The sequence below is a fragment of the Archangium gephyra genome (assembly GCF_049060025.1).
Lineage (GTDB): Bacteria > Myxococcota > Myxococcia > Myxococcales > Myxococcaceae > Archangium > Archangium gephyra_A.
In genome coordinates this window covers 4,850,621-4,871,170 of sequence record NZ_JBMEQQ010000002.1, presented here as the reverse complement: position 1 = coordinate 4,871,170, position 20,550 = coordinate 4,850,621, and the positions used below count along the sequence as shown (strand labels likewise).

Annotated in this window: 20 protein-coding genes and 3 pseudogenes; 9 read left to right on the top strand and 14 right to left on the bottom strand. The window is 71.2% G+C overall.

Annotation, left to right across the window (positions count from 1 at the left end):
• Positions 1–2 precede the first annotated feature (2 nt).
• Complete coding sequence (locus ACN28I_RS21200) at positions 3–1,019, bottom strand: lipase (RefSeq protein WP_420943778.1); 1,017 nt, start codon at positions 1,017–1,019, stop codon at positions 3–5.
• A 123-nt stretch (positions 1,020–1,142) separates the two neighbouring features.
• On the opposite strand from ACN28I_RS21200, the gene speD reads away from it, so the two are divergent.
• The 7 genes and pseudogenes from speD to ACN28I_RS21165 all read left to right on the top strand — a co-directional run bounded on the left by speD (position 1,143) and on the right by ACN28I_RS21165 (position 6,908).
• On the top strand, positions 1,143–1,469 hold the full coding sequence (gene speD, locus ACN28I_RS21195) for an S-adenosylmethionine decarboxylase (RefSeq protein ID WP_420943777.1): 327 nt from the start codon (positions 1,143–1,145) through the stop codon (positions 1,467–1,469).
• The gene (locus tag ACN28I_RS21190; protein WP_420943776.1) at positions 1,466–3,367 is read left to right on the top strand and encodes a DUF4178 domain-containing protein; all 1,902 of its coding nucleotides are present in this window, start codon (positions 1,466–1,468) and stop codon (positions 3,365–3,367) included. Before speD ends, ACN28I_RS21190 begins: the two co-directional genes overlap by 4 nt.
• A 12-nt stretch (positions 3,368–3,379) precedes the next feature.
• Positions 3,380–3,529 (top strand): hypothetical protein, encoded by a 150-nt coding sequence (locus ACN28I_RS21185; protein WP_420943775.1) that lies wholly within the window; start codon positions 3,380–3,382, stop codon positions 3,527–3,529.
• A gap of 5 nt (positions 3,530–3,534) precedes the next feature.
• A complete protein-coding gene (locus ACN28I_RS21180; RefSeq protein ID WP_420948687.1) occupies positions 3,535–3,762 on the top strand; it encodes a DUF350 domain-containing protein in 228 nt (75 codons plus the stop codon).
• 71 nt (positions 3,763–3,833) lie between these two features.
• Positions 3,834–4,505, top strand: a complete 672-nt coding sequence (locus ACN28I_RS21175) for a hypothetical protein (RefSeq protein ID WP_420943774.1) — start codon at positions 3,834–3,836, stop codon at positions 4,503–4,505.
• A gap of 86 nt (positions 4,506–4,591) precedes the next feature.
• A complete protein-coding gene (locus tag ACN28I_RS21170) occupies positions 4,592–5,284 on the top strand; it encodes a hypothetical protein (protein ID WP_420943773.1) in 693 nt (230 codons plus the stop codon).
• Positions 5,275–6,908 (top strand): annotated as a pseudogene (locus ACN28I_RS21165) (FAD-dependent oxidoreductase). Before ACN28I_RS21170 ends, ACN28I_RS21165 begins: the two are co-directional and overlap by 10 nt.
• 46 nt (positions 6,909–6,954) lie before the next feature.
• Here the strand turns inward: ACN28I_RS21165 and ACN28I_RS21160 are convergent.
• From ACN28I_RS21160 to ACN28I_RS21145, 4 genes are all read right to left on the bottom strand, one after another.
• Positions 6,955–7,920 (bottom strand): hypothetical protein, encoded by a 966-nt coding sequence (locus ACN28I_RS21160; protein ID WP_420943772.1) that lies wholly within the window; start codon positions 7,918–7,920, stop codon positions 6,955–6,957.
• The gene (locus ACN28I_RS21155) at positions 7,920–8,396 is read right to left on the bottom strand and encodes an ABA4-like family protein (protein ID WP_420943771.1); all 477 of its coding nucleotides are present in this window, start codon (positions 8,394–8,396) and stop codon (positions 7,920–7,922) included. Before ACN28I_RS21155 ends, ACN28I_RS21160 begins: the two co-directional genes overlap by 1 nt.
• A gap of 175 nt (positions 8,397–8,571) precedes the next feature.
• Positions 8,572–9,504, bottom strand: a complete 933-nt coding sequence (locus ACN28I_RS21150; RefSeq protein WP_420943770.1) for a glutathione S-transferase family protein — start codon at positions 9,502–9,504, stop codon at positions 8,572–8,574.
• A gap of 66 nt (positions 9,505–9,570) precedes the next feature.
• Positions 9,571–9,861 carry a DUF2277 domain-containing protein gene (locus ACN28I_RS21145; RefSeq protein ID WP_420943769.1) on the bottom strand — a complete coding sequence of 97 codons (291 nt, stop codon included), beginning with the start codon at positions 9,859–9,861 and terminating at the stop codon, positions 9,571–9,573.
• Positions 9,862–9,979: 118 nt separating this feature from the next.
• On the opposite strand from ACN28I_RS21145, the gene rraA reads away from it, so the two are divergent.
• Positions 9,980–10,477, top strand: coding sequence for a ribonuclease E activity regulator RraA (gene rraA / locus ACN28I_RS21140; RefSeq protein WP_420943768.1), 498 nt, complete (start codon positions 9,980–9,982; stop codon positions 10,475–10,477).
• A gap of 100 nt (positions 10,478–10,577) precedes the next feature.
• Here the strand turns inward: rraA and ACN28I_RS21135 are convergent, their stop codons facing one another.
• The 5 genes from ACN28I_RS21135 to ACN28I_RS21115 form a co-directional block, all read right to left on the bottom strand.
• Complete coding sequence (locus ACN28I_RS21135; protein WP_420943767.1) at positions 10,578–11,186, bottom strand: hypothetical protein; 609 nt, start codon at positions 11,184–11,186, stop codon at positions 10,578–10,580.
• Between the two features lie 5 nt (positions 11,187–11,191).
• Positions 11,192–13,510 (bottom strand): hypothetical protein, encoded by a 2,319-nt coding sequence (locus tag ACN28I_RS21130; RefSeq protein ID WP_420943766.1) that lies wholly within the window; start codon positions 13,508–13,510, stop codon positions 11,192–11,194.
• A 178-nt stretch (positions 13,511–13,688) separates the two neighbouring features.
• A complete protein-coding gene (locus ACN28I_RS21125) occupies positions 13,689–14,120 on the bottom strand; it encodes an ester cyclase (RefSeq protein ID WP_420943765.1) in 432 nt (143 codons plus the stop codon).
• An 86-nt stretch (positions 14,121–14,206) separates the two neighbouring features.
• Positions 14,207–15,595, bottom strand: a complete 1,389-nt coding sequence (locus tag ACN28I_RS21120) for a sigma-54-dependent transcriptional regulator (RefSeq protein WP_420943764.1) — start codon at positions 15,593–15,595, stop codon at positions 14,207–14,209.
• An 81-nt stretch (positions 15,596–15,676) separates the two neighbouring features.
• Positions 15,677–16,462, bottom strand: a complete 786-nt coding sequence (locus ACN28I_RS21115; RefSeq protein WP_420943763.1) for a Uma2 family endonuclease — start codon at positions 16,460–16,462, stop codon at positions 15,677–15,679.
• Positions 16,463–16,672: 210 nt separating this feature from the next.
• Between ACN28I_RS21115 and ACN28I_RS21110 the strand changes: the two genes are divergently transcribed.
• Complete coding sequence (locus ACN28I_RS21110) at positions 16,673–16,945, top strand: hypothetical protein (protein WP_420943762.1); 273 nt, start codon at positions 16,673–16,675, stop codon at positions 16,943–16,945.
• Between the two features lie 16 nt (positions 16,946–16,961).
• On the opposite strand, the gene ACN28I_RS21105 is transcribed toward ACN28I_RS21110, so the two are convergent.
• From ACN28I_RS21105 to ACN28I_RS21090, 4 genes and pseudogenes are all read right to left on the bottom strand, one after another.
• Positions 16,962–17,309: a TlpA family protein disulfide reductase gene (locus ACN28I_RS21105; protein WP_420948887.1), complete on the bottom strand. Its 348-nt coding sequence runs from the start codon at positions 17,307–17,309 to the stop codon at positions 16,962–16,964.
• Between the two features lie 106 nt (positions 17,310–17,415).
• Positions 17,416–17,703, bottom strand: a pseudogene (locus tag ACN28I_RS21100) (ASPIC/UnbV domain-containing protein); the annotation flags it as partial.
• Between the two features lie 303 nt (positions 17,704–18,006).
• On the bottom strand, positions 18,007–19,548 hold the full coding sequence (locus ACN28I_RS21095; RefSeq protein ID WP_420943761.1) for an FG-GAP repeat domain-containing protein: 1,542 nt from the start codon (positions 19,546–19,548) through the stop codon (positions 18,007–18,009).
• Positions 19,542–20,499, bottom strand: a pseudogene (locus ACN28I_RS21090) (LysR family transcriptional regulator). The gene ACN28I_RS21095 and the pseudogene ACN28I_RS21090 overlap by 7 nt, the downstream one beginning before the upstream one ends.
• Positions 20,500–20,550: the final 51 nt, after the last annotated feature.

Here is a 20,550-nt window from a genome sequence, read left to right as displayed (position 1 = left end):
GCTCAGGGCCGCGTTTCGAGCGCCAGGGCGACCATCGTCTCGGTGAGGTCGCTCGGGAAGTAGTTGGAGAAGCCGGGCAGGCCCGTGAGGGCCGCCTCGGCGTGGTCCATGTCGTCCAGCCGCACCACGCGCGAGCCCGGCACCTCCGCGTCCACCGCGTTCACCAGCCCGTCGCACGCCCACCCGTAGCGCTCCTGCACGTAGGCGCACAGCGGCCGCATCAACGAGCGCCTCGACAGCCGCGACGTCGCCAGGGACACCGTGGGGATGTCCGCGGGGTACGGGTGCTGGCGCACGAACTCCATCCGCCGCGCGTACGACAGGTCCTCCACCGAGCCCGCGTCCCCCTGGAACAGCGTGGGAAACGTCACGTCCAGCAGCCGCCGCAGCGAGGGCGTCGTCACCAGATCATTGGCGATGACCGAGCCGCCAAACGGCGACTGCAGTGTCACCACCGCCCGCACGTGCCGGCGCAGCTCCGGGTAGAGCGCCAGCGTGCTCAGCGCCTCCACGCCCCCCTTGCTGTGGCCCACCAGCACCACCGTGCGGCCGAAGTGAATGGCATCCAGCAGCGCCTCGCGCACCACCTTCACGTTGTTCGTGAGCCGCCCCTCGGTGTCCACCGCCACCTCGCGCGTCTCCAGCCCCCGCTTCTCCAGTCGCGCCTGGTTGTCCTCCAGGTAGCCGGGTACCTCGTCCCCCATCATCCCCTTCACCAGCAGGTACTGGTGGCGCCGGGCCTCGTCCGGCAGTACCGGCTCGCCCTCGCGCACCCGCTGGTGCACCTCGCGGAAACGGGCCGTGATGTCCGTGGGGGGCGGTGTCTCCGCCTTGAACCAGCCGGCGAGCCCCGTGCTCCCGGGGCCCGGCGCACGCACCGCCTCGGGCAGTCCGCGCAGCGAGCGCAGGAGCCGGGCCACCGCGCCCGTGGCGGGCGGCTGGAGGGTGTTGGCGGCGGGGCCTACCCCCTCGGCTGGAGGGGGAGGAGGGGGGAGGGGAGCGGGGTCCTTCCGAGGCATGCGGACCCCGAGCGTACCAGGGCCGGGCCCGTCCGTTCTCCAGCACACACAGGGGTGGGCCTCATGGTAGAAGGTGGGGCTCGAAGGGGAGGACGGACGCTGACGACCGGACAGGAATGGCTGGTGGATGTATGCGGGTGCCCGCCGGAGCGCCTGAAGGACACGGTTGCGCTCGCGGCCCTGTTCGAGGAGCTCATCGTGCTGCTGGAGCTGAAGGTGATAGGCCAGCCGCAGTGGCACGTGTTCCCGGAGCCGGGAGGCATCACCGGCCTCACGCTGCTGGCGGAGAGCCACCTCGCCGTCCATACCTTTCCCGAGCACGGCTTCGCCGCGCTCAACGTCTATTGCTGCCGCACCCGTCAGCGCCCGGACTTCGAGGCACTGGTGGCGCGGCACCTGGGCGCGGCCTCCTGCCGCGTCCGTGAGCTGCCCCGGGGGGTGGAGGCGTGACGCAGGGCAACTGTCCTTCGTGTGGGGCTCCGGTCGAGTTCACCGCGGGCACGGCGCTGGTGGTGGTGTGCGGCCACTGCCAGACGGTGGTGGCCCGGCAGGGCAAACACCTCGAGGCGCACGGGAAGATTGGCGCCATCGTCGACACCGACTCGCCCCTCCAGCTCAACGCCGAGGGCCGCATCGGCCGCGACGGCTACCGGCTGGTGGGCCACCTGCAGAAGGACCACGGCGCGGGGCCCTGGGACGAGTGGTACGTCGAGTTCGACGACGGGCGCACCGGCTGGCTCTCCGAGTCCGAGGGCGCCTTCCACCTGCTGCTCGCCTCCGGCACCGCGCCGGACCTGTCGCCCGAGGACTTCGAGCCCGGCCAACGCTTCTCCCTTCAGGGCCACCGGCTGGTGGTGGAGGAGATCGGGCACGGTCACGTGGTGTCCGCCGCGGGTCAGCTCCCCAGTGACGTGGACCCGACCGTGGACAGCCGCTACGTGGACGCCACGGGCCCCGGCGGAGTCTTCGTCACGCTGGACTTCGGCGACGGGACGAGCGAGCCCGAGGTCTACGTCGGCAAGAAGCTGAAGCTGACGGAACTGGGCATCTCCCCGGACCAGCTCCGGCCGAAGGTGAAGAAGGTGGCGCTGCAGCAGGCGCGCTGCACCCAGTGCAACGGCCCGCTGGAGCTGCGCGCGCCGGACCGCACCAGGCGCGTGGCCTGCCCCTTCTGCGGCGCGCTGCTGGACGCGAGCCGGGGCAAGCTGGCCTTCCTCCAGCTCCTGGAGAAGCCGGACCACCCGCCCCTCATTCCCCTGGGCGCCAAGGGCAAGCTGCGGGACGCCGAGTGGGTGTGCATCGGCTTCCTGGTGCGCTCGTGCACGGTGGAGGGCGTCCGCTACCCGTGGGAGGAGTACCTCCTCTTCAACCGGCAGCGCGGCTTCATCTGGTTGATGCAGTCCAACGGGCACTGGACCGTCCTCGAGCCGCTGCCCGCGGGCGACGTGGCGGTGGCCCCGGGCGTCGCCGCGCACCTGGACAGCCGCCGCTACCGGGCCTTCCAGAGCGTGACGGCCGTCACCGAGACGGTGCTCGGCGAGTTCTACTGGGAGGTCGAGGCCGGCGAGAGCGCGGAGGCCGAGGAGTACGTGGCGCCGCCGTTCTCGGTGAATGTGGACCGCACCGAGAACGAGGTGTCGTACACGCTCGGCGAGTACCTGGCGCCCGAGGTCATCAAGCAGGCCTTCAATCTCCAGGAGCCCCTGCCCACGCCCCATGGCATCGCGCCCAGCCAGCCCAACCCGCACTCGAGCACGGCCACCTGGACGTGGACGGGCATCTGGGCGATGGCGCTGCTCGCCGTCTTCCTCGTCGTCAGCGTGATGGCCGACAAGCGGACGGTGCTGACGCAGCAGGTGCGCCTGGAGCCGGACGCGCAGTCCGGCACGCCCACGGCCATGCACTTCAGCGAGCCCTTCGAAGTCCGCAAGCGGGGCAACGTGCAGGCCACCCTGGTGGCGCCGGTGCGCAACTCCTGGCTCGGCGTCCAGGGAGACCTGGTCAATGAGCAGACCGGCGAGGTCATCAGCTTCTACGACGAGGTGAGCTACTACTCCGGCAGCGACTCGGACGGCTCGTGGAGCGAGGGCGGCCAGACGGAGACGGAGTACCTGTCCGCGGTGCCCCCGGGGCGCTACGTGCTGCGCACCACGGCGTTCTTCGACGGCCGGCCGCCCATGGGGCAGAGCTATCAAGTGACGCTCGTCAGCGACAAACCGCGCGGCACCTGGTTCTGCACCGCGCTGGTGCTGCTGCTCATCGGGCCCGCGTTGGCCTTCTTCCGCTCCTCCAGCTTCGAATCGGCGCGCTGGGCGGAGAGCAACCTGGGTTCCAGCTCCGATGATTGAGAGAGGGTGTCCATGAAGTTCATCGGTGGAGTCATCGTCCTCATCTATGCAGTGGTGGCATTCACGGGCTGTGAGCCCTTCACCCGTTCGCAGCGTGGCCAGGCGGTGGCACGCGGCGGCGGCGTGCGAACCTGGACCGGCGGTTTCATGGGAGGGAAGTGATGTTCCTGGGTGTCCTGGCTGTGGTGGTGAACCTGGACAACCTGCTGGCGAGTCTCGTGTACTCGCTGGTGGGTCTGGCCGTGTTCGTGGCGGGCCTGTTCGTCTTCCGGCTCATCATGCCCTTCGACGTGCACAAGGAGATCGAGGTCGACCAGAACACGGCGCTCGGTATCGTGATGGGTTGTTTCATTCTCGGCCTGGCCATCATCGTGGCCGCGGCCATCTCGGGCTGATGCCCCGCGGCAGGCAGTCCCCGCTTTGAACAAGACGCTCCTTTTCTGCACCGTCCTCGTCATCGCCACGTGTGGGCTCATCTATCGAGCTCATCGCCGGCGCGCTGGCGAGCTACCTCCTCGGCGACTCCATCACCCAGTTCTCCACGGTGATTGGCACCTACCTGTTCGCCATGGGCATCGGCAGTTGGCTCTCGCGCTTCATCGAGCGCGGAGTCCCCCAGCGCTTCGTGGAAATCGAGCTGGGGGTGGCCCTGGTGGGCGGCCTGTGCGCGCCGATGCTCTTTCTCACCTTCGCCCTCACGGACGTCTTCCGGGTGGCGCTGTACGGCAACGTGCTGGTCATCGGCACGTTGGTGGGGTTGGAGATCCCCCTGCTGCTGCGCATCCTGAAGGACGAGGTCAAGTTCAAGGATCTGGTCAGCCAGGTGCTGACGTTCGACTACCTGGGCGCGCTGGCGGCGAGCATCACCTTCCCGCTGCTCTTCGTGCCCAAGCTGGGGCTGGTGCGCACCTCGCTGCTCTTCGGGCTGCTCAACGCGCTGGTGGGGCTGTGGAGCACGTGGCTGCTGGCGCCGGTGCTGGCCCACCCCATGCGGCTGCGGGTGAAGGCCGTGGCGCTCAGCCTCTTCCTGCTGGTGGGGCTCGTGATGGGCGACCGGCTCACCCACTTCTCCGAGGAGCATCTGTACTCGGACGACGTGGTGCACGCGACGACTCGCCCTACCAGCGGATTGTCCTGACGCGCGGCAAGCGGGGCTTCTCGCTGTACCTCAACGGCAACCTGCAGTTCTCCAGCCTGGACGAGTACCGCTACCACGAGGCGCTGGTGCACCCGGCCCTGGTGCGCGCGGGCAAGGTGGAGCGGGTGCTGGTGCTCGGCGGCGGAGACGGGCTCGCGGCGCGGGAGATCCTCAAGTACCCCGAGGTGAAGAACGTCACCCTGGTGGACCTGGATCCGGCGATGACGGGGCTCGCCACGCGCTACGACGAGCTGGCCAGGCTCAACGCGCACGCGCTGGAGGACCCGCGCATGCACGTCATCAACACGGACGCGATGGAGTACCTGCGGGAGAAGCCGGAGACGTGGGACGTCATCGTGGTGGACTTCCCGGACCCCAACAACTTCTCGCTGGGCAAGCTGTACACCACGGGCTTCTACAAGCTGCTCAAGCGGCGGCTGGGGCCGGACGGGGTGGCCGTCATCCAGAGCACCTCGCCGCTCTACGCCCGGCGCTCCTTCTGGTGCATCGACACCACGCTGAAGGCGGCGGGCTTCTGGACGCAGCCCTACCACGCGCTGGTGCCCTCCTTCGGCGAGTGGGGCTACGTGCTGGTGGGCCATGAGCCCGTGCCGCCACGCCGCCCGTTGCCCGAGGGGCTGCGTTTCCTCACCGAGGACACGCACGAGGGCCTCTTCCACTTCCCCCTGGATATGGGCCCGCTGCCGGCGGAGGTGAACCGGCTGAACAACCAGGTGCTCGTCCACTACTACGAGGAGGAGTGGCGGCGGTGGAACTGACGCGGCGGAGCTCGTCGCCGCGTTCCTCGGCTCGGCGGTGGCGGCCAGTGCGTGCCGGCGGATGAGTCCGCGCGCGCCGGTGCCCGGTGCCATCGTGGACCGGGCGGTGGACGTGGGGCACAAGCTGCGCGGCGGGGCGCTGCCGCGCGCGGCGGAGGCCCAGGCGGTGGACGTGCTGGTGGTGGGCGGAGGCGTGGCGGGCCTGAGCGCGGCGTGGCGGCTGGCGGCCGCGGGCGTGAAGGACGTGCGGGTGGTGGAGCTGGAGTCGGAGCCGGGAGGCACGTCCCGCTCGGGGCGCAACGAGGTGTCCGCGTACCCGTGGGGCGCGCACTACCTGCCGGCCCCGCTGGTGGACTCGGGGCCGGTGACGCGGCTGCTGCGGGAGATGGGCGCGGTGACGGGCGTGGACGCGCAGGGCTACCCCGAATACGGCGAGGAGCTGCTCATCCGCGAGCCCGAGGAGCGCCTCTTCTACAAGGGCGAGTGGTACGAGGGCCTCTACCTGCGCGCGGGGGCGAGCCCGGCGGAGCTGGCGGAGCTGGAGCGTTTCGAGGCGAGGATGAACGCCTTCGCGGCGGCGCGGGACGCCAAGGGGCGCAAGGCCTTCGCGGTGCCCACGGCGCTCTCCAGCGATGACGCCGAGTGGACGGCGCTGGACAAGGTGACGATGGCGCGGTGGATGGAGGCGGAAGGCTTCCGCTCGCCGCGGCTGCGCTGGCTGGTGGACTACGCGTGCCGGGACGACTACGGCACCACGGCCGAGGGCGTCTCGGCGTGGGCGGGCATCTGGTACTTCGCCGCGAGGCAGGACGGGAAGGGGGAGCGCAGCGAGGGCTTCCTGAGCTGGCCCGAGGGCAACGGCCGGCTGGTGAAGCAACTGCTGTCCGCGCTGGCGCCGGGACAGGTGGAGCGGGACGTGCTGGTGCACTCGGTGGAGCCCGTGGAGGGCGGCTGCCGGGTGGACGCGGTGGAGGCGGGGACGGGCAAGCCGAGGGCATACCGGGCACGGCAGGTGGTGCTGGCGTGTCCGCGCTTCGTGGCGGCGCACGTGGTGGCCCCGTGGCGGGAGCAGCGCCCCGAGTGGCTGGGCGCCTTCCAGTACGGGCCGTGGGTGGTGGCGAACCTGACGCTCTCGGAGAAGCCGGAGTCCCACGGCTTCCCGCTGGCATGGGACAACGTCTTCTACGAGAGCCGCAGCCTGGGCTACGTGGTGGCCACGCACCAGGCGCTGCGCATGGACGAGCGCGGGCCCACGGTGCTCACCTGGTACCTGCCCATGGCCGGGCTGGACATGAAGGCCGAGCGCCAGAAGGTGCTCTCCGCGGGCTACGCCGAGTGGGAGGGGCTGGTGATGGCGGACATGATGGCCGCGCACCCGGGAATCGCCACGCAGGCCCGGCGCCTGGAAGTCATGCGCTGGGGACATGCCATGGTGCGGCCCACGCCCGGTTTCCTCTGGGGCCCGGAGCGCTTCGCGGCGCAGGAGAGCCTGGGCGAGTCACTGCACTTCGCGCACTCGGACCTGGGCGGCATGGCCCTCTTCGAGGAGGCCAACTGGTTCGGCGTGAAGGCGGCCGAGAAGGCCCTGAAGGGCCTGGGCCGCGCGGACACGAGCTGGCTCTGAGGGCTGCTCCCTCTCCCTCTGGGAGAGGGCTGGGGTGAGGGTCGCTTCAGGCCACCGCGGTGGTGACGGGCGGGTGGCGCAGCGTGGCGGCGGCGGTGGCGAGCGAGGCCGTGAGCACCAGCGCCAGGGCCCAGAGTCCCACCGCGTCCCAGCGGACGATGGGCAGGCCCCGGAGCGCCTGCATCGCGAGCACCAGCGTCACCCCCACGTAGGCCACTCCCGTGGCGCGGACGGCGGCCAGGCGCTGCGCCTCGAAGCGGTTCCGCCGGCGCGCCAGCAGCGCCGCGAGGAGGGGCAGTACCTGCATGGCGTGCAGTCCGAGGAAGTGCGCGGGCCGCATGTCGCCGGCCACGGTGCTCCAGCCGACCAGCGGCAGCCCCGGGCCTCCGTCCGGCACGCCGAACGTATGCGAGCCCGCCTCGACCACCCGCTGTCCGGCCCGCATGGCCTCGAGCTGCGCCGGGTTCGGGCTCGTCATGAAGTACCCGAGCCCCATGCCAATCACCGCCGCGATGAAGCCGGTACGCAGCGCGGCCGCGAGCGGGCGATCCGCCAGCCGAGCGCGCAGCAGGGCGAGCGCGAGCACGATCATCGTCACCCACAGCACCGTGATGGCGATGCCCATCATGCTGAAGATGGCCGCGTCGAAGGGGGTGGCGATGTTGAAGTGGCTGCGGACTCCGCGCGCCGCCTGGAGCGTGATGGCGACCATCTCGATGGCACCGGCTGCGGCGAGGATGTGGCCCGAGAGCCGGACGAGCCGCCGCCGTTCGGAGAGGAAGGAGAAGAAGTACAACACGGTGGCGTTGTACGCGGTCAGCGACAGGTAGAACTTCGTGGGCTTGAGCCAGACGGGCTCGCCCACCAGTTGCCGCGAATCCAGGAGCAGCCCGAGCGTGGTGAACACGGCGCCCAGGGCCATGACGACGGTGGCGGCGGCGAGCGTCGGAGAGAGGGACCAGGCGCGGTTCCAGAGCGCGCGCACGGAGAGGGGAGCGGTGGAGGCGGACATCAGCGGACTCCTTCGGTGGCCAGGGGAGCGGCCGGCTGGGGCAGCGAGGCGATGGCCGGCAGGAAGCGCCGGGTGAGGAGACGGACGGCCGCGTAGGCGAGGTAGCCGGTGGGGCCGAGCATGAAGGTCAGCAGGAGGCAGGGCACGACGAGCAGGTGAGGGATGCCCCGGCGCTGCGCGTCCGCCAGCACGACCCTGCCCACCAGGAAGTCGAACGCGAGGTAGTGGATCCACCCCGCGAGCAGCATGCCGGGGCGCTGGAGGGCCGCCCCGATGTGCTCCAGCGTGTCGAACTGGCCGAGCAGCCCCGGCAGGTGCGGCGCGACCAGGGCCAGGTAGACGGCGCCGATCACCAGCGGGATGACGTCGCTCTCCAGCACCCACCGGGTGAACCGGGCCCGGGGCGCCAGCACCATCGCCGCCCAGCCCAGCAGCACCGGGACGTTCAGCACCTTCAGGATCAGCTCGCCGTCCATGGCTCCTCCCGCGGTTCATCCGCGTTCATGTTTCTCATGTAAACATCGCATGTGGTCGCTGTCAACATCGCCCGGACACGAGGCCCTGCCCGCCTGCTCGCGACAAGGGCCGGAAGCGGCGATCGCTCGTCGGCATCCGGCCATCGTGTGGCGGCTCGTGAGCCCCCCTTCGGCTTCACTCCACCTTCTGGACCTGGAAACCGAGGCGGGGGAAGTGCACGACGACCTCGCCCGCACGTGCATCCACTCGCCGGACGGCGAGCTCATTCGGGCGCGACAGCACGAGCTCTCCTTCCACCGGATCCGTGCCGTAGTCCGTGGCCGAGACCGTCACGCGCGCGCCCCGCGAGAGGCCGTGCAGGTCGACGAAGGCCTCTCCTTCGGTGGGCAGGGGCTTGCTGGCGGCGGCGAGCTGGACCGCTTCACCGCTCTCCAGCTTGTCGTAGGTGCCGTGACCCAGCGCCTGCATGCGCTCCATCCATGCCACCAGGCGCGTGTGGGAATCGAGGATGGACGCGATGGGGCCGGCCCGCTGGACGTACCAGAGCGCATGGTAGACGGAGAAGTCGGCGATGCTCGTGGACCGGCCGAGCAGCCACTGCCTGCCATCCCCGAGCTGGTCCTCGAGCTGCTCGAGGTACAGCCGCAGCGCCCCGGTGGCTTCGGGAACACCCATGCGCGGCGCGTTGGCCCGGAAGGCGGCGCGGTCGGCGATGAAGGCCTTGAGCTGCTCGGGCGGCAGGTTGGCGAAGATGCTCTGCAGGCCGGCGGGCTGGAAGCAGTAGGCGATCGCGGTCCAGAACAGTGTGGAGTCCGCCCACTGTGCCTGGATGCGAGCCAGCCCCGCGGACTCGATGGGGTAGAGCGTCGGCGTGGGCGCGAGCCGCTCCAGCACGTCGGCGATCAGCGCCGTATCACAGTAGATGTCCGCGCCGATCTGCAGCAGCGGGGTCTTGCGATAGCCGCCCGTCAGGGCGATCACGTCCGGTTTGGGCATGATCGCGGGAATGAAGACGGAGGTCCATTGCAGGCCCTTGAAGCCGAGAAGGGTGCGGACCTTCTCGGAGAAGGGGGAGCGCGGGTAGTGGTGGAGGATGAGCCGGGACATGCCCCCAGTCTTTCCGAGGCACGCTCCCGGAGGCGAGAAGGAACTTCCCGGGGCGCTTTCCGCTGCTCACTTCGCGGAAGGCGCCGGCCGTGGCTTGAAGCGAAGGCGTGAGCGCTCGCGTGCTTTGTCGGCTTCGATCTCGCGGTCTCGCGGCTGGGCCGTCGTGGACAGCGAGTCGATCAGCACGCGGGCGGCGGCCGCGACATCATCCACGGCTCGCGCGAAGGCCGCTTCGTTGGCCTGCGACGGTTTGTTGAAGCCGCTCAGCTTGCGGACGAACTGCAAGGCGGCCGCCCGGACCTCGTCTTCCGTGGCGGGCGGCTCGAAGTTGAACAGCGTCTTGATGTTCCGGCACATGGTTGCCTCCAACGCTCGACATGGACGGAGCGCCCTTCCGTTTCATTTGTATCAGCACGTGCGCGGGGGGCGCACGGGAGGTTGCCCTGTCCCAGGGGGCCTGAGCAGGTTCGGCACCATGAGCGACTCCACGGACCTCAAGACAGCGGACCTCTGCGACGCGCACGCGGGCTCTCCCCATTTCCAGATCGCCGAGCCCGGCTTCCTCGACTATGGCGGCCGCCGCTCCTTCTCCGGCCCCATCAGCACGGTGCGCGCGCCCGAGGACAACTCCCTCGTGCGCAAGGCGCTGGAGGAGCCCGGACAGGGCAGGGTGCTGGTGGTGGATGGGGGTGGCAGCCGCCGCTGCGCGCTGGTGGGGGATCAGTTGGCGGCGCTCGCGCGGAAGAACGGCTGGGCGGGCGTGGTGGTGAACGGTTGCATCCGCGACGCCGAGGAGGTGGGCCGCACCGCCATCGGGGTCAAGGCGCTGGGCACGCATCCGCTCAAGAGCGGCAAGCGCAACGAGGGCCAGCGCGACGTGGAGGTGCGCTTCGCGGGCGTCACCTTCCGGCCCGGTCATCACCTCTACGCGGATGCGGACGGTCTCGTCACGTCGGAGAAGGCATTGAGCTGAGACGCATTGGCCGCGGGGGGCTGCCACCCAGGAGGAAAGCGCCGATGAACGCCTGGAGACCGGGGCGGGGCGCTTCCTGGCCCCGCTGGGCCCTCGAGCACTACGGGCTTTGGACGGAGCAACGGCCCGCAGCGCGGCGCGTGAGGTCCTCGGCCACCGTGCGCAGCAGGCCCCGCGTCAGCGCCGAGCGCTCCGCCTCCGTCTTCTCCCCCCGGGTGAGCCACTGCGCCACCTTCCCCAGACTCGCCGCCGTCACCACCTGCAGCCGTACCCCCACCTCCACCACCAAGGCCGCCTCCGCCTCCGGCTCCTCCTCCAGCGTCCACGCCACCCGCTCCAGCTCCAGCGTCCCCACGCCCGCCGCCAGCGGCCTGCCGTCCAGCACCCAGCCGCCCTCCTTCGCCGAGTACGCCAGCACCTGCGTCAGCCTCGCCGCGTCCATCCGCTCGGAGAACCACAGCGGCCGGCGCCGCAGCAGCGTCAGCTCCACCTCCAGCCGCCCCGCCAGCCCCAGCCGCATCAGCCGCTCCAGCTCGGGCGCCACCAGCGCGAGCGTCTCGGGCCGCACCACCACGCGCCGTCCCGTCCGCGCCGCCGAGCACGTCACCTTCGGCGGCTCCTCCCCGCGGGCCATGGGCGCGAGCAGGCCCAGCGCGGCCACCAGCGCCGCACCGAGCCTCCTCCTCGTGCTCGTGCCGGGTCCCCTCATGTGTCTCAGAAGGGCCGGACGAAGAGCAGCCGCGCCTCGGGGGTGAACGACGCCCGCTCGTCCGTGCGCCACGCCACCGACAGGTGCACCGAGTCTCCGAAGTAGAACTGCGCGCCCAGTCCCAGCTTCGGGTCCATCCAGCCCAGCTCCGGCCGGTGCACCGAGCCCACGTCCACGAAGGCCCCGAAGAAGCCCCACCGGTACTCCGCGCTCGCCAGCAGCGAGGCGTCCCCGCGGAACTCCTTGAAGGCGTAGCCACGCAGCCCACTCCACCCGCCCAGCGCCTCCTGCTTCTGCAGCGGCAGGTCCGCTCCCCCCGCCGCGCGCACGCGCAGCCTCAGCCCGTCCTCGTGGCCCGTGCTCACGTACAGCACGTTGTCGCTCACCACCTTCCAGAAGCGGTACTCCGCGCCGCCGCCCAGCTCCGGGCTTCCCACCTCCACCGTCAGCAGGCTGCGCACCGCCATCCGCTCCGGCCACTCCCAGTCATTGCGCAGCAGCGACAGCTCGGGGTTGCGGAAGAGCGAGCCCACCCGCTCGGTCCGGGCCGCGTCGCTCGCATACTCGAGGCGCCCCACCACCGACGTCATCCGCCCCTCGTCCACCAGCGGGTTGGGGAAGGGCGCCGAGTCGCGCCGGAAGAGCGAGAAGGGCGGCGAGAAGCTCACCAGCGAGTCGTACGTGTCCCGGCGGTACTCCGCTCCCACCAGCCACTGCTGGGCGAAGCGCCAGGTGGCGAAGCCCGTGAGCCCCTTGCGCCGGAAGTACTCCGCGTCCGGGCGGTTGAGCAGCGCGGAGTAGATGTACGAGTCGATCGCTCCCATCCGCCACCGGTCGTTGGTGTCCGTGAAGTCGTAGAGCTGGACGCCCACCTCGGCGAGCCGCACCCGCGGCACCTGCACCTTCGCCCCCACCAGCCAGTTGAGCCGCCGCTGGAACGCCGTGTGCTCCGGGTCTCCCGGAATCCGCTGGCCGCCCCACCTCAGGGGAATGGTCAGCGCCGCGTCCAGCGTCACGTGCGCCCGGTTGCGCACGTCCCACAGCTTGAGCGAGCCCGACAGTCCCGGCGCGAAGCCCGTCACCTGCGTGTGCATGGGGAGCAGCTCCACGTCGAAGCTGGAGCCCCTCGGGCGGGCGTGCACCACCACGCGGCGGCCCACGGTGGTGATGGCCTCCTCCTCCCCGGACCCGCGCTTCCACTGCTCTCCCAGCGCGTCCCAGGAGAGCTCCACCTCGTCCTCCCAGTGCTTCCGCTTCTTCTTGCGCCGCGTCTCCTCCTCCACCGGCCGGTAGCTCCGCCCGCCGCCCTCCTCACGCACCTCCTCGAAGCGCGTGGCCGGCCGGGGGAGCGTCTCCACTTCCCACAGCGTGAGGAAGGGCATCTCCTGTTTCAACCGGCCCTCCGCGCGCCGCAGGTCGCTGCGCAGCAGCACGTCGCCCGGCTTGATGCCCATCACCTCGCGCACCCGCGCCGCCACGTCCTCCTCCACGCCTCGCACCTCCACCGCCTCCACCTTGCCCTCGTCCACCCGCAGCCGTAGCTGCTCCTCCGGCGTCAGCGTGGCGTCGAGGCTCGCGAGCAGGTAGCCCTCGTCTTCGATCTCCTCCAGCGCCCGCTCCAGCGCGCCCGGCAGGCCCTTCCACACGAAGCCCGGGTGGAACCTGCCCTCGTCGAAGAAGGCCAGCAGCTCTCTCGGCGGGTTCGGCGCCGGGCACTTCCGCGAGGAGATGTGCACCCGCACTCCCTCCGTCCCGATGCGCACGTGGGCCTCCGTGCCCTCGTCGTCGTCCGTGTCGCCGTCGTCCCCGTCGTCCCCGTCCTCGGAGGAGGGGTAGGGCACCTGGAACAGCTCTTCCTGCACGTCCCGCTGCGCGTCGGCTTGCAGGCCGGTGAGCTCCACGCTCGCCACGTAGGGCTGCTCCTCCAGCGTCACCACCAGCACCGGCGTCGAGCCCTCCGCGAGCCGCACCGTGGGCGTCACCTTCGTGAACAGTCCCGTGCGCACGAGCCGCTGGAGGATGAGCGCCGCGTGCTCGGGGGTGAGCGAGCCCTTCGCCGGAACGCGGGCCAGTCCGCGCACCAGGGGCTCGGGGAGGCGCTGGAGGCCCTCGAGCTTCACCTCCGCCAGCGCGCGGTTCTCCCCGTTGATGCTCAGCCGCAACGCGCCGAGCACCTCGGAGTCCGCCTCGTCCTGCTCCCCGGCCAGGCAGGGATCCTCCGCCGGCCGCGAGGGCGGCTCCTCCTGGACGGGGCTCGAGGCGGCGGGGCCCTGGGCGCTCGCCGCGAGAGAGAACAAACAGAGAAAGAGTGGGATGCGGTTCATGCGGGACGGGAGGAGCACGAGTCGTTCCAGGCCGAGGCGCGCGGCAAGTGCGCGAAACCACGGGGCTCGCGCCGCGGCGAGGATGTCATCCCCACATCGTGATGTCGTGGGGTGATGTGCTGATGACATCGGCGGGCCCGGGAGCGCGGACCCGCCGAGGAACCGGCCCGCGTGCGGCTCACGCCGCCAGGGTCAGGGCGGGAATCGCCCCGAGCTGCTGCAGCATGGTGAGCATGTCCGGGTTGTCCCAGATCACCACGATCTTGCCGTCACGGAGCTGGTAGTGGGGCTGGTCGACGATCTGGAAGCGCTTCCCGGCCGGCGCGATGCCCAGGAAGGTTCCAATCTGCGTGCCGCTCATGGTGATGCGGGGCGCCATCAGGTCCTTCTCGTAGAGGAACCCGTCGAGTGTGAAGCGGAGGTCCGAGAAGGCATCCACCCAGCCCTGGACGATGGCCTGCACCCCGGCCAGACCGGGCGGTGTGCCGGGCACGGCGGGGTGCGCGATGACATCGTCCGCGAAGAACCTGCCGAGCTGGTCCACCTTGCGCTCGGTGTAGATGGTGTTCAGGTACTCCAGGTAGAACTCCCGGGCCTTCTTGGCATCCATGCTGTCCCCCGTGATGCTGAGTGGCGTGCTGCGTGGAGGGGCCATCCTGGAAGCCCGGCGGCCGGATGACAACCCGGGGGCCCACGTCACACGGCGGGGATGCCGAGTGCCTTGAGGCGGCGGTGGAGGTTGCCCCGGTCCACCTGGAGCAGGCGCGCGGCTCCGGCGATGCTGCCGCCTTCCTCCAGCGCGGCCTTGATGAGGGTGCGCTCGAAGTCGTCCACGTGCTCGCGGTAGCTCTTCTGGCCGAGCACGAGGCGCGCGGGGGCCGCCGCCGTCAGCGCCGCCGCTCCGGTGAGGGACTCCGGCGTCAGGGTGAGTGGGCCCTCGCCGCGCAGGAGGTTCTGGCGCTCCACATGGTTGCGCAGCTCGCGCACGTTGCCGGGCCAGGGCCAGGCGCGCAGGGCCTCCTCGGCGCCGGGCGCCAGCACCAGCGGCACGTTCGGCCCGGCCAGCTCCGCCGCGAAGGCGCGCGCCAGCGGGAGGATGTCCTCGGGCCGCTCGCGCAGGGGTGGCAGGGCGAGGGGCATCACGTTGAGCCGGAAGTAGAGATCCTGCCGGAAACGCTCCTCGCGCACCGCGAGCGCCAGGTCCCGGTGCGTGGCCGCGAGGATGCGCACGTTCACCGGCACCGGCAGGCCACCGCCCAGCCGCTCCACCTCCTTCGTCTCCAGCACGCGCAGCAGCTTGGCCTGCAGCTCCAGCGGCATGTCCCCCAGCTCGTCGAGGAACAGCGTGCCGCCGTGGGCCTGCTCGATGCGGCCGAGCCGCCGCGCGGTGGCACCCGAGAAGGCGCCGCGCTCGTGGCCGAACAGCTCGCTCTCCAGCAGCGTGGAGGGGATGGCGGCGCAGTTGACCGCGACCAGCCGCCCCTTGCGGCCGGAGGCGAGGTGGAGCGCCCGGGCCACGCGCTCCTTGCCCGTGCCCGTCTCTCCGGTGATGAGGATGGCCGCGTCGCTCGGGCCCACGCGGGCGATGAGCGTGCGCAGGGCCTCCATGGCCGGGCTGTCCCCCACGAGGTGCCCGGGACGCGCCAGCTCCTCGCGCAGCCGCTGTTGCTCCTCGCGCAACTCGCCCAGGGCCAGCGCGTTGCGCAGCGCCGTGAGCAGCCGCTCGGGCGAGGGCGGCTTCTCCACGAAGTCGGTGGCGCCCAGCTTCAGCGCCTGCACGGCCTCGGCGGGGGAGGCCTCGCCGGAGAGCACCACCACCGGGACGGGGAGGGGACGGGGCAGCCGTGCGAGCAGCTCCAGGCCCGTCTCTCCGGGCATGCGCAGGTCCAACAACATGAGCGCCGGGGGCTGGCCGGGTGCGTCGAGCAGGCGCAGGGCCTCGGCGGCGGAGCGGGCCTCCACGGGGGAGAAGCCCTCGTCGGAGAGCAGGCCGCGCAGGCCCTTGAGGACGCCCGGGTCGTCATCCACCAGGAGGATGCGCGGGCCGGACACCTGGGAGCGCGGGGCGGCGAGAGGGGCGTTCACGGGCCCAGCGTAGCGCAAGGGCACCGGGGATGGCTCAGCGCGAGGGGAGGGGCCGCCATCCACCCAGGAGGGCCCGTGGAATCAGGAGGGAGGGCGAGTCCCAGGCCCTCTCAGTTGCTCCAACTCGGCCTGGAGCTTCGCCAGGCGCCGCTCTGCCTCCTCGCGGTTGCGCGCCTCCTCCTCCGCACGCCGCTCCGCTTTCTCCGCGCGCCGCTCCGCCTCCTCAATCAGCTCATGGGACTTCAGCAGCAGCGCGTTGCCCGCCCACAGCCGCAGCGTCCCCCCCGTCAGCTCGAACTCCAATCCCAGCACCTCCGAGCGGTAGCGGCCCCTCTCTGGAGCAATGCGCTCGTACCGGCTCGCCTCGGGCGTGGGCAGCCGATACGCCTCCAGCCGCTCCCTCGCCCGGTCATAGATGAAGTACTCGGGAATCCTCAGCCGGGCGTAGCGCTCCACGTTGTACTCGGCGTCCTTCTTGCGGTCGCCGCCCACGTGGACCTCCATCACCCACTCCAGTCCCTTGCCCTCGTGGCTCACCACCCACTTCTGGCGCGGGTGCGTCTCCACGTCCCGCACCGCCAGCAGATCCGGCGCGAAGCGCCTCTCGTCCGGGTAGTACACCGGCAGCTCCGTGCCCAGGTACACCTGCCGCCCCTGCCGCGAGAAGAATCCCCGGAGCACGTCCAGCGTCTCCAGCTTCGCCTGGGAGTGCAGATCCCCCTCCGGCATCGCCATCTCGTCCCACGTCACCTCGCCGGGAAGTGACTCCACCACCTGCGCCCGCTCCTCCACACTCATCCCATCCCACTCTTGCTGCGTGGGCGCCCGGGGAAAGGCGTCTCCACGCTCCTGTGCGCGCTGTGCCATGCCCGGAAGCCTGGGATGGGCTGCCGCGCGCGTCAATCGCCCCCGCCGCGCTGCCTGAGCAAGTGTCGGGCCGGACACCCGGGCCTCTCGCTGCGAGTGGAAGGCGCCCGCGACCATCTCCGGGCCGCGTGCGACATTTCTCCGGGAGTCTCGTTTCCAGGATGGAGGACGTACGCGCGCGTTCCCCTAACCGATTCAGGAGCGGACCCCATGAAGAAGATCCTCTCGAGCCTCATCCTCGCGGCCACCCTGGTGGGCTGTGGCGGGATGGAGTCCCCCGAGCCCACGTTGGAGCAGCCCCAGCATCAGGAGGTCACGGCGATGGGACCGCCGGGAGGGCCGCCCGCGGATGCCTGCAAGGTGACGCTCGATTGGTGCCCGTTCGATGCCGCGGATACGGGCTACTGCCAGATCTCGGACCAGTGTGACCAGCAGGAGGCCCAGCTGCTCTGCGAGCAGGCCTACTACCGGCAGTGCCTCTGAGGCGGACTCCCGCTCATCACGGGGAGCCGACCTCGGCGAGCGCCGCTTCCAGGGACTCCCCTCCGCGCACGATGCGCGCCAGCCGTCCCGTCGCGTCGTAGAGCAGCACCGTGGGGAGCGCGAGCTGCCCGCCGGGAGAGAGCGGCTCGGCCACCGCCTCGGACAGGGCCTCCACCGGGTAGGTGATGGACAGCTTCGCGGCCTCGGCCCGCACCTGCTCGGGGGCATGGGCCGCCAGCCCGCGCACCTGCCACCGGCCCTCCCGGGCCAGCCTGGACAAGAGGGGCACCTCCTCGCGGCAGGGCTTGCACCAGGAGGCGAAGAGCTGCACCGCCGCGGGCCGCCCGTCCTTCGTGCCACCCACCTGCTCGAGCTTCCAGGGGGAGCTTCGCCAGGCGCGGGCGTGGCGCGCGAGGGGTGAAGGGGGTGGAGTCCTTCGCGCCGCCCTCCGTCAGGGACCACCGCCGGCCCGCCGCGAGCACGCCGAAGGACTCGGTCACCCCGGCGCGCCACGTCACCTCGACCTCCGCCTGCTCCTCCGGACCGAGCCCCACGTGCACGGTGGGGTCCACCGCGCTCACGTAGCCCCGGGCCAGCAACACGGGGAAGGCCCGGGTGCCCGCCGCCGTGCGGACCCGGACCGTCGCGGTGCTCGCCTCGGGGTCGCCTCCCGTGGCGCGCAGCCGCACCTCCAGCGCGTGGCCCACGGCTCCTTCATTCACGAAGAGCTGCAGGCGCGGCCGGGCGCGGTTGAGCATGAGCAGCTCCTGGTCCCCATCCCCGTCCAGGTCCTGGGCCACCAGGGCGCGGCCATCGGCACGTGAGGAGAAGCCATCCGCGTACGCACTCTCCTCGAAGCTTCCGTCCGGCCGCTGCATCCACAGCTTCTTGGGCTCCCAGCCCGAGAAGGACTGCTCGAAGCCCGTCCGGCCCACGCGGCGCAGCGGAGAGGGACCCGTGGCCCCCACCATGGCATAGGGGGAGGAGGAGGCCTGGGAAGGAGTCCGGCCCGTTGACTTGCCCTGAAGTGAGAGCGCCAGGACCTGGCGCCAGTACACACTTCAAAGATCTTTTCGATTGGGGGCGCTGTAGTAGCCGTTGGCGACGGCGAGGTCCAACCGGCCATCATCGTCCGCGTCGAGGAAGATGGAGCCGAAGGCCCACAAGCCCCGGTTGACGCCCCGCGCGCGAGCCACCTCGTCGAAGCCGCCGTCCTCGCGGGAGAGATAGAGCGTGTTGCCCGCCGCGAACTTGTCCAGGCGGGCCTTCAGCTCGGGACGGACCCGGGCGGCGGCCAGCACGCGCGTGCCCGCCTTGGAGAACATGTTGGCGACATAGAGATCCAACCGCCCATCGCCGTTCACGTCCCCCACGTCCGCGCTCATGCCATTGCCCGGATCCCTCAAGTGGTGGGCGTCCGTCACATCGCGAGGAGTGCCCTGGGCGTCGAAGCGCCAGAGGTCGTTGTCGCCGAAGTCATTGGCCACGTACACCTGCGGCCGTCCCTCTCCGAGCAGGTCGGCGGCGACGGCGGCGAGCCCCCAGCGCCGATGCCGCTCGTCCCGGGGGGGAGCCACCTCCTGGAAGGTCAGGTCCCCCTTGCCCCGGAAGAAGCGGGCGGGGCGGCCATCCTTCGCAGCGAGGAAGTCGTCCGGCCCGTACTTCATCGGGTAGTGGAGGAACACGAGGTCCAGCTTGCCGTCGGCGTCGAAGTCGGTGGCGAGCGAGGCGTGCGAATTGGCGGGCGGGAGCCGGGAGGCGACGACGGTGAAGCGCCCCTTCCCGTCATTGCGGAGCGCGGCGGGGCGGGACTCGGCGTTCCAGGCCGTCTGCGTGGTGACGATGACGTCCGGGTCTCCATCCGCGTCGAAGTCACCCGCCGCAAGGGAGGAGAACCACGCGCCCTTCGGGGGTGACACGGCCAGGCGCGTGCGCACGTAACGGAGCGGGGCCGTGGCACGGAACAGGTACAGGGCGCGCGGGTCGGCGACGAGCACGTCCACGAGCCCGTCCCCATCGAAGTCACGCACGGCGAGAGCCCCGTTGCTCATGGAGGCCTGAATGCCCGCGGCCTCACCGTCCGCCTCGGGAGGGAGCACGAGCCCGGCGCGCTCCGCCTCCTCGAGGAAACGAGGCTCGGGCCGGACGGCTTCCTGACGCCACGCCAGCTCCACCTGCTCCAGGCGCCAGGCCGCCCGGCGTGGCTGGCTCAGGGTGGCGGAAGCCTCGCCTCGAACCGAGCGGCGCGCGCCCTCGCGGTCCACGCCATCCAGTTCGAGCAGCAGACGCGCGGTGGTGCCCTCGGGCCGCGGCTCGAAGGCGAGCGCCCGCACGCTGCACCCGGAGATCCAGACGAAAGGATCGGTGGGCAGCCGGACCTCCGGGGCCGCGACGTCACCCGGCAGGGTGAAGCGGCCCTGCTTGAGAGGCGTGCACACCCGGCTGTCGAAGAAGGACTCCAGCGAGTCCTGCAGCGCCTCGCGGGAGTCGAGCTGGCGGAGCATCCGAGAGGCGCCCGGGTCCGATTCACCGCGGACGGGCGCGGCGGTGAGGCACAGCAAGGCTCCGAGCACGAATGGACGCATCGCCAGGGAGTCTACCATTCATGGTCATGCTTTTCGCGGTGGGCGCGGGCTCGCGGGGGCCCGTGCGCCTTCCGGGGCGCCGCCTCGCGGGCCACGTCCACGAAGGCCCGCAGCGCGGGCGATACCTGCGCGCGGCTGGGGAAGTAGAGGAACAGGCCCGGCACCCACGCCGCGTAGGGCTCCAGCACCACGCGCAGGGTGTCTCGCCTCAGTTCCTCCATCACCATGGGCTCGAACGCGTAGGCGAGCCCCACCCCGGCCTCTGCCATCCGCAGCATCAGGTGGCTGTCCGAGGTGATGACGGGCCCCCGCACCGGCACGCGCCAGCTCCGCGGCCCGCGCTCCAGCTCCCACTGGTAGATGCCTGACGTCGTGGTGGAGCGGATGCAGATGCAGTCATGGGACAGCAGGCCGTCCGGCGTCTCCGGCGTGCCCCTCCGCTCCAGGTACGAGGGCGCGGCCACCACCACGAACCGGCACGCATCCGACAGCCGGACCTGCACCATGTCCCGCTCGATGGACTCCGTCAGCCGGAGCCCCGCGTCCAGCCCCTTGGCCACGATGTCCACGAAGCGATCCTCCACCCGGACGTCCACCTCCACCTTCGGGTAGCGCGCGAGGAACCGCGGCAGCAGCGGCGCGAGGAGGGTGGACACCGCGATGGTGGGCACCGATAGCCGCACCCGGCCCGTCACCTCCCCCGGCTGCACCACGGCCGTCCTCAGCGCCTCCAGCGCCTGGTCCACCGCCGGCCCGGCGTTCTCCAGCAGGCGCCGCCCCGCATCCGTCAGCGCGACACTCCGGGAGGTCCGCGTGAGCAGGGGGACGCCCAGCCGCTCCTCGAGCTGGCGGACGGATTGGCTCAGCGCCGACGGAGAGATGCCGAGCCTCGGCGGCGGCGGCCGTGAAGCCGCGCTTCCGGGCCACGGCGAGGAACGCATTCAGGGCATTGAGCGGGGTAAAGGCCATCTTGAAGTATTTCTAAATGGCCCATGTGGATCCTGCCAGTTTCGCCCGCTG

Coding starts and splice junctions, on each gene's coding strand:
- ACN28I_RS21200 (WP_420943778.1), bottom strand. CDS start 1,019: ATGCCTCGGAAGGACCCCGCTCCCCTCCCCCCTCCTCCCCCTCCAGCC.
- ACN28I_RS21185 (WP_420943775.1), top strand. CDS start 3,380: ATGAAGTTCATCGGTGGAGTCATCGTCCTCATCTATGCAGTGGTGGCA.
- ACN28I_RS21160 (WP_420943772.1), bottom strand. CDS start 7,920: ATGTCCGCCTCCACCGCTCCCCTCTCCGTGCGCGCGCTCTGGAACCGC.
- ACN28I_RS21155 (WP_420943771.1), bottom strand. CDS start 8,396: ATGGACGGCGAGCTGATCCTGAAGGTGCTGAACGTCCCGGTGCTGCTG.
- ACN28I_RS21150 (WP_420943770.1), bottom strand. CDS start 9,504: ATGTCCCGGCTCATCCTCCACCACTACCCGCGCTCCCCCTTCTCCGAG.
- ACN28I_RS21145 (WP_420943769.1), bottom strand. CDS start 9,861: ATGTGCCGGAACATCAAGACGCTGTTCAACTTCGAGCCGCCCGCCACG.
- rraA (WP_420943768.1), top strand. CDS start 9,980: ATGAGCGACTCCACGGACCTCAAGACAGCGGACCTCTGCGACGCGCAC.
- ACN28I_RS21135 (WP_420943767.1), bottom strand. CDS start 11,186: ATGAGGGGACCCGGCACGAGCACGAGGAGGAGGCTCGGTGCGGCGCTG.
- ACN28I_RS21130 (WP_420943766.1), bottom strand. CDS start 13,510: ATGAACCGCATCCCACTCTTTCTCTGTTTGTTCTCTCTCGCGGCGAGC.
- ACN28I_RS21125 (WP_420943765.1), bottom strand. CDS start 14,120: ATGGATGCCAAGAAGGCCCGGGAGTTCTACCTGGAGTACCTGAACACC.
- ACN28I_RS21115 (WP_420943763.1), bottom strand. CDS start 16,462: ATGGCACAGCGCGCACAGGAGCGTGGAGACGCCTTTCCCCGGGCGCCC.
- ACN28I_RS21110 (WP_420943762.1), top strand. CDS start 16,673: ATGAAGAAGATCCTCTCGAGCCTCATCCTCGCGGCCACCCTGGTGGGC.
- ACN28I_RS21095 (WP_420943761.1), bottom strand. CDS start 19,548: ATGGTAGACTCCCTGGCGATGCGTCCATTCGTGCTCGGAGCCTTGCTG.